We start from the raw sequence: 16040 nt of genomic DNA, 5'->3' as shown, positions 1-16040 counted from the left end.
CAGTGCGCAGTTGCGCACTAGGACCGGGCGATCCAGTACCCACCGGCAGCGAGAACTGCCACGAATGGCTCGGAGTACTGGATGCCCCGCTTTCGCGGAGCATGACAGCGGAAGTTGTGGTGTACGAGTTGCGTAAGCGTATGAGCATGTGATGGCGTATGCGGCGACAGCCGATGGAGTGAAACTGGCTGCGCCCGGCGTGCTGGCGCTGCAGCGCGCGCTGGTGTGGCTGGTCGGCGCCTCCGGCGCGATCGTCTTCATCGAGCCGAGCCCGTACGAGATCGCGACGCTGCTCGCCACCGTCACCTTCTTCGCCACCAGCCTGCGCCTGCGGCTCGTGCTGATGCCGCTCGTACTGATGCTGGTCCTGCTCAATGTCGGCTATACGATCAGCGCGATCCCGCTGTTCGAGCAGTCCGCGGTGGTGACCTGGATCGCGACCTCCTGGTACATGGCGGTGACCGTGGTGTTCTTCGCGATGGTCACCTCGGAAGACACGGCGGCCCGGCTCGACATGCTCCGCCGCGGGCTCGTGGTCGGCGCGATGGTTGCCTCGCTGTTGGCGGTCGCCGGCTACTTCCACCTGGTTCCCGGCGGCAACGACCTCCTGACGCTCTACGGACGCGCGCGCGGCACGTTCAAGGACCCCAACGTGCTCGGCGCCTTCCTGATCCTGCCGGCGCTGTTCGCGCTCCAGAGCGTGGTCTCGGACAGGCTGGCCAAGGCGTTGCGCAACGTCGTCGCCTTCGGCCTCATGTCGCTGGCGATCCTGCTCGCCTTCTCTCGCGCAGCCTGGGGCGGATTGGTGCTGACCTCCGCCTTCATGCTGGCGCTGATGGTGCTGACCAGCCGCACCAATGCGCAGCGCTCGCGCATCATCGTCATGGCGATCGTCGCCGCTGTGCTGGGCCTCGCGCTGATCGCGGTGCTGCTGTCGTTCGATTCCACCGCCGAGATGTTCAAGCAGCGCGCGAGCTTCGATCAGAGCTATGACGAAGGCCGCTTCGGCCGGTTCGGCCGGCACATCCTAGGCGCGGAGATGGCGCTCGACCTGCCGTTCGGCATCGGCCCCCTGCAATTCCACCGCTACTTCCCCGAGGACACGCACAACTCCTACCTGAACGCCTTCATGTCCGGCGGCTGGCTTTCCGGCGTGTGCTATCCCGCGCTGGTCTTCACCACCGTCATCATGGGCTTCCGGCACATCTTCGTCCGCGTGCCATGGCAGCGCGCCTATCTCGCGGTCTTCTCCGCGTTCCTCGGCACCGTCGGCGAAAGCTTCGTGATCGACACCGATCACTGGCGGCACTTCTGGATGATGCTGGGCGCGATGTGGGGCATGATCGCGGCCGCACAGGCCTACAAGATCAAAACCGCTAGCGACGAAGCTTCTTCAGCTTGAGTGCCGGCCGCTTCTCCGGCGGCGTATCGAGCAAACTCTTGAGCGCCTCGGTTGCCGTCAGCACGCCCTTGTAGCCCTCATTGGCGAAGCGCAGCAGCAAGCGCAGTTCCTCGTCTGAATAGGCGCCGAAAACCTTCTCCATCGCCTGCTGCATCGGCACATAGAGCTCACCGATCTTCATGGCCTTCTCCGGTACGACGGAAATGAACACCTTGCGGCGGTCTTTCTCGTCCCGCTCACGACGCACCAGGCCGGCCTTTTCGAGCCGATCGACCACGCCGGTGATGGCACCAGTCGTCAGGCCGGTGACTTCGGCGAGCCGGCCCGCGGTGACACGGCCTTCGAGATACAGGATGTCCATGCATTCAAGGTCGGAATTGGCAATTCCGGCAACGTTGGCAACGGTCTGGCCGTAGAGCACGCCCTGCGCGGACGACCTGCGCATCGCTTCCTCCAGCTCCTGCAGCAATGCCGCGCGCCCCTTCGTCCTTGACAAGATCGGCCTCTTCTCTTACTCGGTTTATATCTTAGTTACTAAGATATTTAGTAACCGTAATTTCTCCCTAGCACCATGGAAAAGTCGGGAGCAAGCCATGACCCACCGTCCCCGCAGGGCCCTGATCATCGGCGCCGGCATCGCCGGGCCCGTCGTCGCGATCCTGCTGCGCCGCGCCGGCATCGAGTCCGCGATCTACGAGGCCTGGCCTTATTCGAAAGGCATCGGCGGCGGCCTTCAGATCGCGCCGAACGGCATGCATGTCCTGGAGGAGATCGGGCTTGCGAACGAATTGATCAGCCGCGGCTCGGTCGCGGAAGCCTTCGACTTCTATTCGCAGGACGGCGAGAAACTCGGCTCGATCAACCGCGACATGGCCCGGCGCTTCGGCCAGCCGGCCGTCAACATCTCCCGCGCCACGCTGAACGAGATCCTGATCGACAAGGCCTGGTGCGCCTGCGTCTCGCTTTATTTCGAGAAGCGCCTGATCAAGATCGAGGATCGCGGCGACCAGCCGATCATCGCCTACTTCGCCGACGGCACCACCGCGGAAGGCGACTTCCTGATCGGCGCCGACGGCGTGCACTCGGTCGTGCGCCGCCAGGTAATTCCGGACGGGCCACAGCCGTTCAACACCGGACTGATCGGCTTCGGCGGCTTCGTGCCGCACACCGTCCTCGCCCGCAGGCCGATCGGCCGGCACGTCGAGACCACGTTCGGCCAGAGCGGCTTCTTCGGCTACGGCTATTGCAGCCCCGATCCGACCGACGGGGTGATGTGGTGGAGCACCCAGCCCGCGCACGGCATGGACGCTGCGATGTTCCGCGCGCTCGATCACGCCGCGCTGAAGCAGCGTCTGCGCGGCTTCCACCGCGGCTGGCACGATCCGATTCCCGATATCATCGAGGCCGCCGAGAACATCGTCGTCACCGACACGCTCGACGTCGCAACCCTACCGACCTGGTCGCGCAAGCGTTCGCTGCTGATCGGGGACGCCGCGCATGCGACCAGCCCCCATGCCGGCCAGGGCGCCGCGCTGGCTCTCGAAGATGCGATGCGCCTTGCGCGGCTGATGCAGGAGGGCCAGGAGCTCGGCGCCACCTTCCAGGCCTTCGAGGCCGAGCGCCGTCCGCGCACCGAGAAGATCGTCGCGATGGCGCGTCGCAACGGCAACAGCAAGCGCGAGTTCAGCGCCACCGGCGCGTGGATACGCAATCAGATGATGAAATGGCTGCTGCCGCTCGGGGCGAAAGGCATGGAGTTCATGTACGCGTATGACGCGCGGGCGGTGTGACAGAGACGGTGCCATAGGGTGGGCAAAGCGCAACATGCCCACCACTGAGAGATGGTGGGCACGGCGCATTGCGCCTTTGCCCACCCTACGAGAGCCGACCTAGCTCTCCACCCTGAACGTCAGCCCCGCATTGTCCTGCAGCCGCTTGATCAGCTTGTGCTGCATCGCTGCGCCCGGCGTCCAGAAGCCGCCCGGAACATCCGTCGCATCACGCAGCAGGCAGATCGCGCATTCGGAGATCATCTTGGAGGTCGAACCGTAGCCGGGATCGCGGTCGCCGGTGACGCCGGCGCGGACCTGGCGTCCGTCCGGTGCGATCGCGACGTAGAGCAGATCGAACAAGCCGTTCTCGCGTTCCTCCTTCGACGGCCCTTCGCCCGGCTTCGGCGCGTTAGGACCGGTCTTCTCGGCGTTGACCGCCATCACGCGCCTGGCGTTGGCTTCGCCCTTCTCTCCGGGACCGGTCAGGACCATCTCGTCGTAGACGAAGTCCTTGCCGTAGGGAAAGCCCATCAGCATGTTGGAACGATGGACGTTGCGGGTGTTGATCAGCGCCATCATGAACGGCGCGGCCCAGGATTGCAGATCCTCCTCGTAAGCCGCCCTGTTGCCCTTGGGCTGCTTCGGGCCGGTGAAATCAGGCGTCAGCGCAAAATGGTCGTTGAGAATGGCGACGAGGCTGAGGTCCTTGGCGACCGCATCGAAGGTCGCCTTCGCACTGGCCGCTGTGCCGCCTGACAGCGTGCCGCGCATGTCGCGCACGCGGCCTTTCACGCGCGCGGCCGGCGCGCCGAACACGCGCCTGGCTTCCTCCTGCACGAAGAACGTGCCGAGCTCGAACGGCACGGAGTCGTAACCGCAGGAGAACACGATGCGCGCGCCGCTCGCCTTGGCCGCCGCCTCGTACTTGTCGATCATCTGCCGCATCCAGACCGGCTCGCCGCAGAGATCGAAATAATCCGCGCCCGCAGCGACGCAGGCCGCGAGCAGGTCCTCGCCATAGAACTGGTACGGCCCCACCGTCGTGATCACCGACCTCGTCTGAGCGACCATCGCCTTCAGCGACGCCGCATCCGACGCATCCGCCACGATCAGCGGCGTATCGGCGGGCGCACCGATCGCGTCTCGCACCGATTTCAGCTTGTCGAGGCTGCGGCCCGCCATCGCCCATGTCAGGGACTTGTCGTCCTTGTAGTGCGCCGTCAGATATTCGGCGACGAGCTGGCCGGTGAAGCCGGTCGCGCCGTAGACGACGATGTCGAATTTCGCAGAGCTCATGGTCGGCCTTTACTTCTTCGCGTAACTCACGCCCATGCCGGCACGGACGTCGCTTTGAATGCCATAGGGCGGGATCGGATAGCGCAGGCCGTTCCTGGCCAGCGCCTTCATGCCTTCGACTGCCTTGGCGAGATGCGACGGCTTCAAGGCCATCAGCATCTCCTCGTCCGGCACGCCGCCATAGCGCCGTTCGGCATAGCATGGCAAGGACAGGCTGGGCTCCCCGGTCTTGAGCGCCCGCCCCCAGGAATCCGCACACGCGGTCTCGCCGACCACGCCCCATTCGAACTTCCGGTAGCCGGTATATTGCAGCCCGTTGATCAGGATGATCATCTGCCCCGGCGTCGCATAGACGAGGCAGATGTCGGGCGGATCGAGCCGGCCGCTCGCCAGCGGACTGACGGCGAGCGCCTGATATTTCCCGAACGGAACCACATCCAGCGCCTCCTGGCGCCTGCGCGCATCCTCTGCGGTACCGTGCCAGACCCCGACATAGTTTTCGCCGGCGAGCCATTTCTCGTCCTGCGGCGCAAGGCCGATTACCGCGCGGCATTGCGCGCCGACGAGGTCGTCGGCGGTGATGCCGACGGTCCATCCGAGGCGCGCGGCCATGCTGACGATCTGATCGGTGGTGTGAATTGCGTTCGGACGCCGGACCTTCGGGATCGCCTCCATCTCCGCGGCCGTTGCGAACAGCTTCATGCCGATCACCGTCGTCTTCAGCCGCAGCAGGCTGTTGAGGTCGGCGACGAGGCCGGCAAGATCGATCCTCTCTGCGCTCTGCTCCTGCATGGCGGTCCCTCCCGGCCGGCGATCGCGCGCCGTGTGTTGTTGTTTTGCGACCCTCGTTCTAGTCCTTGCCTGGTCCCGGAAGCAACTCGCCGGTCCGGCCCATCAGACGGTAGGCCACGAGGCCGATCCACTCGCGGACGGCCACTTCGGTTCGGCCCAGCCCGTCCGCTCCGACATTGGTGAAGGACAACAGATCGTCTCGTCCCCCCATCCGCCAGTCCACGGGATAGGCCTCGACGTCAAATCCGGCCTTGCGGAAGATCCCCATCGAGCGCGGCATGTGGAAGGCCGAGGTGACCAGGAGCCAGCGCTCGCCTGGCTTTGGCGATACCAATTTCCTGGTAAAGATCGCATTCTCCCAGGTGTTGCGGGAGTCGCGTTCGAGGATCAGGCGTTGCTTCGGTATGCCGAGATTCTCCAGGATCGGCGCGGAGTAGTCGGCCTCCTTCGCCTCGGTCGAAACCAGGTTCGCTGAGCCTCCGGTGAAGACGATGCGCGCGTTCGGATAGCGCCGCGCGAGCTCGGCCGGCGCGAACAGACGATCGGCCGCATGCGCGACGACGGGCGTGCGGTGCGCCGCCGACAGATCGGTGTCGACGGAGCCGCCGAGCACGATGATGCCGTCGGGCGCGCCGCGCGACGGATCCCACGCCGGAAAGCGCGACTCCAGCGGATAGATCAGGAGATTGCCGAGCGGCGAGAATGCAGCGAGCCCCAGCACCACCAGCGTGATCACAGCAAGCCTGCGGCCAAGCGCGGCAAAGCGCGTCGCCATCAGCACGACGGACAGGATCCCGAGCTCGACCAGGAGATTGATCGGGAGCAGCGCGACGCCGAGGGTCTTGGAAAGAACAAAGAACAGAGGGGAGCCTCGCTGAAATCATCGTGCCTGTCTGTGCAGGGCTTGACCGGCCCCGCCATCTTCAGAAATCTTCTTGAAAGAGGATCGATCGTCGGGTCAAGCCCGCGGCCGATGAAACCAAGCGGACGCGGCAAATGACCCATCATCACCTGCATTCCAGCCCCGAAACCTGCCATTGGGGCTTCTTCGAAGCCGCGCTTCGGCCCGTTCTCACCATCGCCAGCGGCGACGAGGTGACGGTCGACACCATCAGTGGCGGACCCGACATGCTGCCCGACCGCGACAAGTTTCACATTCCGCCCGAGATGCACGAGGTTCATGCGAAGAACGAGCGCATGCTGCCCGGCCACATCCTCACCGGTCCGATCGCGGTCGAGGGGGCCGAGCCCGGCGACGTGCTCGCGGTCGAGGTCCTCGACGTCCAGCTCCGGCAGGATTGGGGCTGGAACATGATCAAGCCGCTGTCCGGGACCCTGCCCGACGATTTCCACGAGACTCGCATTCTCAACATCCCGCTCGACCGTACCAGGATGACCGGCCGCATGCCGTGGGGCCTCGACCTGCCTCTCAAGCCGTTCTTCGGCGTGATGGGCGTTTCGCCGCCGCCGGCCTGGGGCCGCATCTCCTCGCTGATCCCGCGCGCGATGGGCGGCAATCTCGACAACAAGGAGCTCGGCGCCGGCGCGACGCTGTATCTGCCGGTGTTCGTGCCGGGCGCGATGTTCTCCTGCGGTGACGGCCATGGCGTGCAGGGTGACGGCGAAGTCTGCGTCACCGCGATCGAGACCGCGCTCCGGGGCCGCTTCCGCCTGACGCTGCGCAAGGACCTCAGGTTCGACTATCCCCGCGCCGAGACGGCGACGCACTACATGACCATGGCCATGGACCCCGACCTCGACCAATGCGTGGTGCGCGCGCTGCGCGACATGATTGCGCTGCTCGGCGAGACGCGAAATCTGTCGCGCGAGGACGCCTACACGCTGTGCAGCCTGGCGGCCGATTTGCGGGTGACCCAGACCGTCAACGGCGCCAAGGGCATCCATTGCATGATCGAAAAGGCGATCGTGCACGGCTGAGCCCGCCGGGGCCTTCCCCGACCTGCCGACATCAAGCCGCCGCCCGGTCTTCCCCGCGGCGCGCCGCGGCGTATTCGATTCTCAAGCGATTCCAACAAGGTGAGCGGCTGCCCCGGCGCTGATTTGACTTCCACCCCCGAACCTAAATAGAGTCTTAATCGTTACTTTTATGTACCCGAGTAAGAGGCTAGCGTTCGGCCATGGCCACCGAAAAAGCCGAGACTGACCGCATTCCCGTTACCTTGGCGCTCTCGACCATCGCCTATCTGGAGAAGCTGGTGAGACAGGGCACCCACGGCACCAGCGTTCCCGGCGTCGCACGGACATTGATCGAGGAAGGCATCCGTCTCGCCATCAAGGACGGGCTCTTGTCGATCCGCGACAATGGCAGGACGTGAGTGCGCGCCGGACGTGAGGCGGACGGATCTCGAGAGGGCGGATGGCCGACATCTGCAACCTGGGATCGTTACACATGCCTGCTCTCTCACCAACCTGGACCGACGAACGCATTGAACTGCTGAAGCGACACTTCGAGGCCGGCCTCTCCTGCCGCGAGATCGCCGCCGACATCGGCGTCAGCCGCAACGCCGTGATCGGCAAGCTGTCCCGGCTGAATCTGACGCGCGGCCGGGCGGTCGACGACCGCAAGGACCAGGACAGGGGCTTTGCGCCGGCGCGCACGCGGAGGGCCGTGCCGCGGCTGCAATATGAGATGCTCGCCACGATCTATGGCGAGAGCGATGGCCCCGCGGCCGCGTGCCCCATCGACGAGGCCAATCGCTGCTCTCTGCTGGAGTTGTCCGAGAACCGCTGCCGATGGCCGATCTCGACGCCGGGCGAAGACGATTTCTGCTTCTGCGGCAACACGGCTCCCGACGGCCAGCCCTATTGCGCCGGTCACAGCCGCCTCGCCTACCGGCCGAACACGCGCGCTCGCGTGATGCGCGGCTGATGCCGCGCCGTGCTCCAGAAAACAAAAAACCTCCGGCGGGGCATCACCGGAGGTTTCTGGAGGCTTAGCGTGAAGCTAAGAGCCGCAACTTTCGTATTTGGCTGGTCGGTATATAGCTTAGTAACTCAGGTAAGTAAATAAGTTTGAGACGATCGAATCGCATGGCTCGTCTTCGTCCTCTGCAAAGGCCATCCGATTTTCCGAATGCCCTTCCTTGCGAAAAAGCCCCGGCGGTTTCCCGCCGGGGCTTCATCAAGTTCAAAACCTTCGAGCTTACCAGTTGCGCTGGGCGCGCAGCAGGAGGCTGTAGGTGTCCTGGTCCTTCAGCTCGTAGGTCGCACCCGGCTTGGCGACGCTCGTCAGCGCTGGCGTCGTGATCACGCCCGAATACTTCTGGTCGAGATGGCTGTAGACGAAGTCGGCCGAGAAGGTCAGGTTCTTCACCGGCGTCCAGCGGGTGATGACGCCCACCTGGCCGATGTTGAAGTCCGGATTGCAGGTGCCGGTCAGGGTCGCGAACGCGGCGCTGCCGCAGATCAGGCCCTTCGCCGTGCTGTTGTAGTTGACAGCAGCCCACGCGCCGTAGAGCGCCGTATTCCAGTACGGGCTCCAGTTGTGGGTGTAGGCACCACGGAAGCCGTAGGTCTTGGTCAGCTCGAGCTGGCCGCCCGGGCCGAACACCGCGTCAGAGACGCCGGCGAAGCCGATGCTCTGGTAGGCGGCGTTCGAGCTGCCGAACATCGAGTAGCTGGTCGCGGCCAGCTCCTGGAAGTTGTAGCGGCTCGCGCCTTCGGTGTAGACGCCCGAGACGTTGATCACGTCGCCGGCGCCGGTCGGAATGTTCTTGATCGAGAGAGCGAGCTGAACCGCCCAGCCCCACTTGTCTTCGGGATGACCGGTGACTTCGGTCGCACCGTAATAGCCGGTATGGTTGTCGTGCGCAGCGACCGACGCCTGGAACAGGCCCCAGGCCTGGTCGACGCGGACCGCGCCGACGATGTCGGGAGACCGGGTGCCGCCGAAATCGCTCGAGCCGTAGGCGCCGCCGAGAACGCCCGAGGTCGTCATGCCCGCGGTATTCCAGATGTTGGTCTGGAAAATCTGCGTCTGATCCTGCACCGAGACCGTCGCCGTCACGCCCTGGCCGAAATCGGCCGTGTAGCTGACCTGGGGGACGCCGTTGGTGGTGCCGCTGCCGCCGACGAGCTGGTCGAAATTGTTGCCGGGATAGTTGATCCAGGGCGCGTCGAACTGCGACACCGACTTGCCCAGGGTGAAGCCGGCGAACTGGATGAAGGCGTAGTAGACGCCGAGCGAACCGCCCGAGATGCCGCCGTCAGTCGGGTTGAGGTTGGACGTGCCGGCCGTCGTGGCACTGTAGGCGGTCGCGCCCGTGCCAGAGCCGGTGCCGACATAGCTGCCGGTCGTCCAGGTGAAGACCGCGTCGAAATAGGTGCGGACGACGCCGTACTCGGTCGCGGTGCGCGTGTCGATGTTGAGATCCTGACGAGCGCGCATCGAGTAGTAGTTGGTCAGGCGGTTGTTGGCCGCGAACACGCCGTTGTACTGGGCACTGTAGTTGCCGCCGGCGTTCAGCGCCACTTCGGCACGCAGGTAGCCGCCCAGCTTGATGCAGGTGTCGCTGCCCGGGATGTAGTAGAAACCCGCGCCGTACAGCGAGCAGATCTTGACGTACTCGACCGCCTTGGCCTTGACCGGAAGATCGGCCGCCTGGGCTCCACCGACGGCGATCAGACCCGCCGCAGTGCCGAGCAAAAGGCTCTTCACCACTTTCATTTAAAACCTCCAAGTTGCTCATTTTGCGGAGACCGGACCGTGAGGCCCCCCAGATCCCCGTCTCTCAAATCCGCTCGGCCGCTTTGCGCTTTCGGACCCACCCGCTTTCGAGGCGAGGGACGTGAGCGAACCACCTGCAACGGGACGATAGAGTACCCCCCACCGTCGCGGTCAATATGCCTGCGCTGTTCCGCTAATTAAAATAGTTTATTAGCTCAGGTTACTGGTTTCGCTAAACCTGTGCCCCGGGGGCAACACCGGGGCCGGGCGAATCTGCTGAGCCAGTCATCTTTGTGGTTCTGGTGACAAAATTAGCCTGCTCTGCACTTGCGTCAGAGCAGGCTTGCGTGGACTATGACGTTCCACGAACACCGACCTGAACAACCGGTTCACGGAGTGACGCTGTGTCCGCGACGAGGAAAGAGGGAGCGCGCCTGCGCACCATCGGCAACCTGGATATCATCAGGCGATTCACCTGGGAGATATCGTCGATCAACCTGTATCTCGAGGAGCTGCGTCAGTTCTGGGCGAGGACGCTCGGCATCAGCGGGCCGCAATGGCTGATCCTGATGGCCATCTCCGACCTCGACAAGGACGACGGCATCCCGGTCAACGTCGTGTCCAAGCTCCTCCACGTCGATCCGTCCTTCGTCACCACCCAGTCCAAGCTGCTCGAAAAAAAGGGCCTGTTGCGCCGCCGCCCCTCGCCGACCGACGCCAGGGTGGTCCGGCTGTCCCTGACCGATAAGACGCAGAAGCACCTGGCGAGCCTCACTGAGCAGTACAAGACCATCAGGGAATTCGTCTTCCAGGAATTCGACGAGGCCGAGCTCACCGAATTCACCACCAAGCTCGCGACGCTGAAGGGCCGTCTCGAAAAGGCCTGCGTCCGTCTGAGCCTGGACTTCTGACGCCCGGCCCGATCCGGGCAACCGCCGCTAGATGCGCCCGGCGGCACCGAGCCGCGATTCGAGCCAGTCGAAGATGTATTCGTTGGCAAGGCTGGGATTGTCCGCATGGCCCTGTGCCGCGCCGGTCTCGGCCGCAGTGAACACCTTCAGCATGACGTCCGAACCGCCGAGCCTGGAGTTCCGGACGATCTGACGCGCCCGATCGGCCTTGAGCCAACCGTCCTCGCCGAGCGTGATCAGCACCGGGCACTCGGCGCTCGAGGCCATGAGCGGCGCATGCGGCACCGGGACGATGCTGACGTCGCTCATCGCGAACCGGCTGGCGAAGAACGCTCGCTCGTGCAGGTCCCACAGGCCACCGTCGCAGACGGCGGCGGCAAGCCGCGGCTCCTGCAACACCGCGCGCGAGACGAAGGACGAGCCCCAGCCATCGGCGATGATCCCGACGCGCGCGAAGTCGACGTCACCGCGCGTCTCCAGATAGTCCATGACGCCAGGGATCGCGCTCTCGAGATCCCGGCGCCGCAACAGCGCGTCGAGAAAATCGTCGCGCTGGTCGCCGAACAGGTCGATGGCCAGCATCGAGAAACCGCGCTCGCGCGCATGCGGCACGAGCTTGATCAGGAACTCTTCCTTGCGGTGACCGGGCTCGCCGATGCAGATCACGGTCGGAGCCCGCCCGCCGGCTGACGGCGCAGGAAGGAAGTAGCCCTGCAGCGAATGCCCGTCGAGCCAGGGTATCGTCACGACTTCGCCGGCCGGGCTGCGCGCGGCGAGATAGCGGCGGGCGCAGTCCTGCATCGCCAGCACCGCGACCCAGCGGCGCTCATCCGCCGGATCGAGCGGCATCGCCGCGGCACCATAGTAGTTCATCGCGCGCAGCCAATTGCGCTGCGCGCTCGCCATGTGGCCCTCCGCGAACGCGGCTTCGGCGCGCTGCCGATTGGTTTGCGCCAGCTTCTTCCATTCGCGATGCCAGGACCGGTCGTCGCCCCGCTTCAGCTGTCGCGCGATCATGAGGCATTCCGCGATCGTGGCGCCGCCCTCCTGGGCCGCAGTGAGCAGCCGCGTGAACTCAGCGGAAATGTCCTCTCGTTCCGGGCAAAGGGTCCAGTCGTCGGAGAGGCATGCTGGCATCATCGGGAGCTACGCTCGATCGTCGCGTTACTCCCATTAATTAAACGATTTCAGTCCGCCAACCAAGCGGCCGAGCGCCCGATGAGAGGCGTTTCAGATCACCATCGCTTGAACATCGTCATGTCGCATGCGTGACATTCCAATAGGTCATGGAGCGGGCGAACATTGGCAAGAGGTGGCACGCAAGATTGCCTGCGCATCTCTTGCCATGACGATCATCATACCATATTTTCGCGCCCGCTCGGAGACTGTCTCAACCAAGCCGCCAGCCGACCTCCTGCACGAGAGTTTCGTAGAAGGCGCGGTCGTAAGCCTGCTCCGGCGTGGCGCGCACGCGCTCGTCGAGACGTTTTGCGTCCTCGCCGACGAGGATGCGCCAGCGCTCCGCCTTGACGCCGTCGAGAATGATCTTCGCCGCCTGCGCGGCCGTCGTCGGCGCATCCTCCAGAAAGCTGCGGGCGCGCTCGGCGAACACCGCCTGGATGTCCTCGTCCGACATCTTGTCCGCATCCGGCACGCCGGCCGCCACCATGCGCTTGCGGGTCAGCGCCACCTCGTCGTCGCTAAGCCGTTCCGAGCCGTCCGCGCTCTGCACCTTGCGCGAATTGGAGACGATCGAGGTGCCGATGTGACCGGGCATCACCACCGAGCATTTGACGTGCGGCGCGTGCAGGCGGAGATCGTTGATCAGCGCTTCGGTAAATCCCTTCACGGCGAACTTGGCCGAGCTGTAGGCGGTGTGCGCCTGGTTCATGCCGATCGAGGCCCAGAAGCCGTTGACGCTCGCGGTGTTGACGATGTGGGCCTCGTCCGCGGCGACCAGCATCGGCAGGAAGGTGCGCACGCCGAGATAGACCCCGCCCCAGCAGATGTTGAAGGTGCGCTCCCATTGCTCGCGCGTGTTGGTGAACAGGCTGCCGCCCCCGCCGATACCGGCATTGTTGAACAGCAGATGGATCTTGTCCGTCTTCTGCTGCTCGGCGAGTTCGTCGCGAAAACGCTTGAGGTGATCCTCGATCGCGACGTCGGCGACATGCGTCGTGACGCGCAGGCCCTGCGGCAGCTTCTCGGTCTCGCAGAGCCGCTTGGTCTCGGCCATCGCGGCCTCCGAGACGTCGCACATCGCGACGTTGCAGCCTTCGGCGACGAGCTGCCGCGCGAGCTCGCGCCCCATTCCCGTGCCGCCGCCGGTGATGACCGCGATCTTTCCAGCAAAATCCTTCATGGGACTTCGGTCCCTCCCCTTGTCGGTATGTTTCTTCGTCACGGCGCCGCTCACCGGACGCCCGCAAAACTGTAGCAGCGCCGCATCCGCAGGTAAAAGCCGCGCGCCGTCAGCTTCGACATCGCTTATTTCGGCCGACGGACTATTCCGCTGCGTCAAAGCGCGGCCGCCTCCGTACGCCGGGCCCGCCTCACGGAAGGCCGCCCGCGCGGAGCTGATCCCGCAACCGGGGATGACTGCCCCGGCTCCCGTATTTTGCCCGGCTTCGGGTTAAGAGCATTTCTCTTACGATCCGAATCGTCGGATCGGGGGGACACCGGGTTGTTTCGGCCAGGCCAGCGTGTCGCTTGCGCGCAACAGGCTCTGGCACTCCGCTTGCATCCTCCTCGTGGTCAGAAACAACCGATGAGGTGACAGGAATGTTCGTGACCGTCGTTGCCGTACTTTGCCGGCTTGGCGCAGCCAGCTCAGGCAGTTGCGTCGAGGAAATCGTGACCGACAGCAACATGACGCCCGAGATTTCGATGATGCAATGCGCGGTCGGCGCACAGGCCCCGCTCGCGAAATGGATGGGCGAGCATCCGATCTATCACGCCAACTGGCGCCTCGAGCGCTACAAATGCGTGCCGGGCCACTACGAGATCAAGGGCCACGCCTGACGGCCCCGCAAAACTACTGATCCGAACACGACGGATCGAGGAAACGCCCCGGAGGCCGCCTTATCCCTCCACGCGGGCACCGCAAGCGCCGGACCGATCGCGGCGGCGCGCTTTGTGACGATGATCACGCCACATCCCTAGGCCACCTCACGCAAGATGATCGCACGCGCCTGCCGCCCTTCCGGCGTCGGCATCAATGCGTAGTTGTGCGGCTGGTCGCGCAGCAGATGCAACTCGACCGCCACGCCCGACGCCCTCGCCCTTTCCGCCAGATCGACGCTGTCAGGGTAGAGCAGATCGCGCGTGCCGGCGAAGATCGTCATCGGCGCGAGCGCACGAAACGCGCCGTTGAGCGGACTGACGAAGGGATGGCCGACATCGAGCTCGCCGGCATAGAGCCGTCCCGCTTCGACAATCCCCGGAATGTCCTGAATGGGATCACGCGCCGCAATCTCGATCTGCTCCGGGCGGCTGACCGAGGCATCAGCCGCCGGCGAGATCAGCACCATCCGGTTCGGCTGCCGGTGCCCGCGATCTCGCAGCCATTGGCAGGCGGCGAGCGCGAGGCCCGCACCGGCCGAATTGCCAACCACGGTGACCTTCGCCGGTCCCGCATCCTCCAGCAACATCCGCAGCAGCTCGGCCGTCGCCGGCACCACATCCTTCGCGGTGGCGCGCGGCGCCAGCGGATAGATCGGCACGACGCAGCACACGCGCGCCTGCCGCGTCATCTGGCCAACGAAGCGCCAATGCGCCGGCACGATCTCGTTGATGTAGCCGCCGCCGTGCAGGAACATGACGTAGTTGCAGCCCTCATGGCCCGACGAAGGCGCGGTGTAGTAGACCGGCCATCCGCCCATCTTGGTCAGGATCACCTCGACGCCGCCGCCGAGATTTGGCGGCTCGAACGAGGCCGGCTCCAAGGCGAGCTTCTGCACATGCGCCTGCACGGCCTCGACTGAGGCCAACCGCTCCTTGTGCGGAAGCAGCCCGAGCAGCAGGTTGAAGGCGCGGCTCTGCAGGCTCGGCGCGGGATCGCGCGAGGCTCGCGCACCGAACACGCAGCCGCCCGGGCAGAACTGCAAGGCCGACACGATCCTGGCAACGCTCATCGCCACATCCCCATCTGGCTCTTTCCGATACGGCGACAAAGAGGCTTGCCGGCCCGCCGCCACTTGCCGATATAATGCGAGCATTCACTCGCTTTTCCTACTCGCATTCAGATCACAAGGCCGTGGCCCGCAAACCGCCCACAACACCCCGAAAAAATGCCTCGCAGGAGCGATCCCGCGCCACGGTGGACGCGCTGGTCGAGGCAACTGCTCGCATTCTGGTCAAGGAAGGCTTCGAGAAGGCCAGCACCAATCACATCGCCGAGATCGCCGGCGTCAGCGTCGGCTCGCTCTACCAATATTTTCCAAGCAAGGAAGCCCTCGTCGCCGCCGTGATCGAGCGTCACAACGAGGAGATCATGGCCATCGTCCGCACCGCGCTCACGGAGGTCGCCGACCTGCCGATCGACAAGGCCGTGCGACAACTCGTCACCGTCGCCATCGACGCCCACCGCATCAACCCGAAACTGCACTGTGTGCTCGCCGAGCAGATCCCCCGCACTGGCCAGCTCAGGGATGTCGAAGCACTCAACCGCGAGGTCCACGCTCTCGTGCGCGCCTATCTCGAAAGCCGGCGCAAGGAGATGCGGAAGGTCGACCTCGACGTCGCGACCTTCATCTGCGTCAGCGCGATCGAGTCGGTCGCGCACAACACGGTGCTGAACCACGCCGAGACGCTGTCGGAGAAGATGGTGCGGACGCTGATAGAAGAGACGACGCGGATGGTGGTGGGGTATTTGAGGTAGGCCCCAAGGAGCGAACTGCCCTGTTCATCTATCGTCGCCCTGCAACAGAGCCTTCTCGCTAGGGGCTTCACTCCCGATTGATTCCAGAGCCATGTGCCCCAAAGTTGCTCCAAGAAATAATTACTGGAACGTATGAAGAACGCAAAGGTAGCTCGTAGCAGCAGACGCGTGGCGACGCGGCCTCGCTGATCTTGGCGAAGGCCGGCCCCATATCCGATGCCGTGCTGGCGAACGAGTATGAGAGCGAGACCGGCGCGGCGATGACGCGAAATCAAGTCTACCGCATGCGCCAGCGGATTGG

16 protein-coding genes are annotated in these 16040 nt (G+C 64.7%); 8 read left to right on the top strand and 8 right to left on the bottom strand.

Features of this window, described 5'->3' with window-relative positions; translation table 11 throughout:
- Positions 1-151: 151 nt before the first annotated feature.
- Positions 152-1402, top strand: a complete 1251-nt coding sequence (locus AC1RQP_RS00300) for an O-antigen ligase family protein (RefSeq protein ID WP_492935534.1) — start codon at positions 152-154, stop codon at positions 1400-1402.
- Here AC1RQP_RS00300 and AC1RQP_RS00295 read toward each other — a convergent pair.
- On the bottom strand, positions 1377-1847 hold the full coding sequence (locus AC1RQP_RS00295) for a MarR family transcriptional regulator (RefSeq protein ID WP_239629796.1): 471 nt from the start codon (positions 1845-1847) through the stop codon (positions 1377-1379). The genes AC1RQP_RS00300 and AC1RQP_RS00295 overlap by 26 nt on opposite strands.
- A 148-nt stretch (positions 1848-1995) precedes the next feature.
- On the opposite strand from AC1RQP_RS00295, the gene AC1RQP_RS00290 reads away from it, so the two are divergent.
- Positions 1996-3192, top strand: a complete 1197-nt coding sequence (locus tag AC1RQP_RS00290) for an FAD-dependent monooxygenase (protein ID WP_492935533.1) — start codon at positions 1996-1998, stop codon at positions 3190-3192.
- A gap of 99 nt (positions 3193-3291) precedes the next feature.
- Here AC1RQP_RS00290 and AC1RQP_RS00285 read toward each other — a convergent pair whose 3' ends face one another.
- From AC1RQP_RS00285 to AC1RQP_RS00275, 3 genes are read right to left on the bottom strand one after another with little or no spacing between them, the layout of a single operon-like run.
- Positions 3292-4470: a saccharopine dehydrogenase family protein gene (locus AC1RQP_RS00285; RefSeq protein ID WP_492935532.1), complete on the bottom strand. Its 1179-nt coding sequence runs from the start codon at positions 4468-4470 to the stop codon at positions 3292-3294.
- A 9-nt stretch (positions 4471-4479) separates the two neighbouring features.
- The gene (locus AC1RQP_RS00280; RefSeq protein WP_492935531.1) at positions 4480-5262 is read right to left on the bottom strand and encodes a DUF169 domain-containing protein; all 783 of its coding nucleotides are present in this window, start codon (positions 5260-5262) and stop codon (positions 4480-4482) included.
- 58 nt (positions 5263-5320) lie between these two features.
- Positions 5321-6088, bottom strand: coding sequence for a YdcF family protein (locus tag AC1RQP_RS00275; RefSeq protein WP_492936350.1), 768 nt, complete (start codon positions 6086-6088; stop codon positions 5321-5323).
- Positions 6089-6258: 170 nt separating this feature from the next.
- Between AC1RQP_RS00275 and AC1RQP_RS00270 the strand changes: the two genes are divergently transcribed.
- The 3 genes from AC1RQP_RS00270 (at position 6259) to AC1RQP_RS00260 (ending at position 8152) form a co-directional block, all read left to right on the top strand.
- Positions 6259-7200: an acetamidase/formamidase family protein gene (locus AC1RQP_RS00270; protein ID WP_492935530.1), complete on the top strand. Its 942-nt coding sequence runs from the start codon at positions 6259-6261 to the stop codon at positions 7198-7200.
- 200 nt (positions 7201-7400) lie between these two features.
- Positions 7401-7598 (top strand): hypothetical protein, encoded by a 198-nt coding sequence (locus AC1RQP_RS00265; protein ID WP_024341172.1) that lies wholly within the window; start codon positions 7401-7403, stop codon positions 7596-7598.
- Positions 7599-7672: 74 nt separating this feature from the next.
- Positions 7673-8152, top strand: coding sequence for a GcrA family cell cycle regulator (locus tag AC1RQP_RS00260; RefSeq protein WP_239623896.1), 480 nt, complete (start codon positions 7673-7675; stop codon positions 8150-8152).
- A gap of 273 nt (positions 8153-8425) precedes the next feature.
- Here AC1RQP_RS00260 and AC1RQP_RS00255 read toward each other — a convergent pair whose 3' ends face one another.
- The gene (locus tag AC1RQP_RS00255) at positions 8426-9949 is read right to left on the bottom strand and encodes a porin (protein ID WP_239623897.1); all 1524 of its coding nucleotides are present in this window, start codon (positions 9947-9949) and stop codon (positions 8426-8428) included.
- 404 nt (positions 9950-10353) lie between these two features.
- On the opposite strand from AC1RQP_RS00255, the gene AC1RQP_RS00250 reads away from it, so the two are divergent.
- A complete protein-coding gene (locus AC1RQP_RS00250; protein ID WP_239623898.1) occupies positions 10354-10860 on the top strand; it encodes a MarR family winged helix-turn-helix transcriptional regulator in 507 nt (168 codons plus the stop codon).
- A 27-nt stretch (positions 10861-10887) separates the two neighbouring features.
- Here AC1RQP_RS00250 and AC1RQP_RS00245 read toward each other — a convergent pair whose 3' ends face one another.
- On the bottom strand, positions 10888-12000 hold the full coding sequence (locus AC1RQP_RS00245; RefSeq protein WP_492935529.1) for an alpha/beta hydrolase family protein: 1113 nt from the start codon (positions 11998-12000) through the stop codon (positions 10888-10890).
- A gap of 250 nt (positions 12001-12250) precedes the next feature.
- A complete protein-coding gene (locus AC1RQP_RS00240) occupies positions 12251-13222 on the bottom strand; it encodes an SDR family NAD(P)-dependent oxidoreductase (RefSeq protein WP_492935528.1) in 972 nt (323 codons plus the stop codon).
- 419 nt (positions 13223-13641) lie between these two features.
- Between AC1RQP_RS00240 and AC1RQP_RS00235 the strand changes: the two genes are divergently transcribed.
- On the top strand, positions 13642-13881 hold the full coding sequence (locus AC1RQP_RS00235; protein WP_028178804.1) for a hypothetical protein: 240 nt from the start codon (positions 13642-13644) through the stop codon (positions 13879-13881).
- A 137-nt stretch (positions 13882-14018) separates the two neighbouring features.
- Here the strand turns inward: AC1RQP_RS00235 and AC1RQP_RS00230 are convergent, their stop codons facing one another.
- Entirely contained in the window at positions 14019-14993 is a 975-nt protein-coding gene (locus AC1RQP_RS00230) for an alpha/beta fold hydrolase (protein WP_492935527.1), read from the bottom strand.
- Between the two features lie 185 nt (positions 14994-15178).
- On the opposite strand from AC1RQP_RS00230, the gene AC1RQP_RS00225 reads away from it, so the two are divergent.
- A complete protein-coding gene (locus AC1RQP_RS00225; protein ID WP_492935526.1) occupies positions 15179-15739 on the top strand; it encodes a TetR/AcrR family transcriptional regulator in 561 nt (186 codons plus the stop codon).
- The last annotated feature ends 301 nt before the right edge of the window (positions 15740-16040 follow it).

Source organism: Bradyrhizobium sp. GW821-FHT13H06 (genome assembly GCF_058803975.1).
This window is presented reverse-complemented; position numbering and strand designations above follow the sequence as displayed.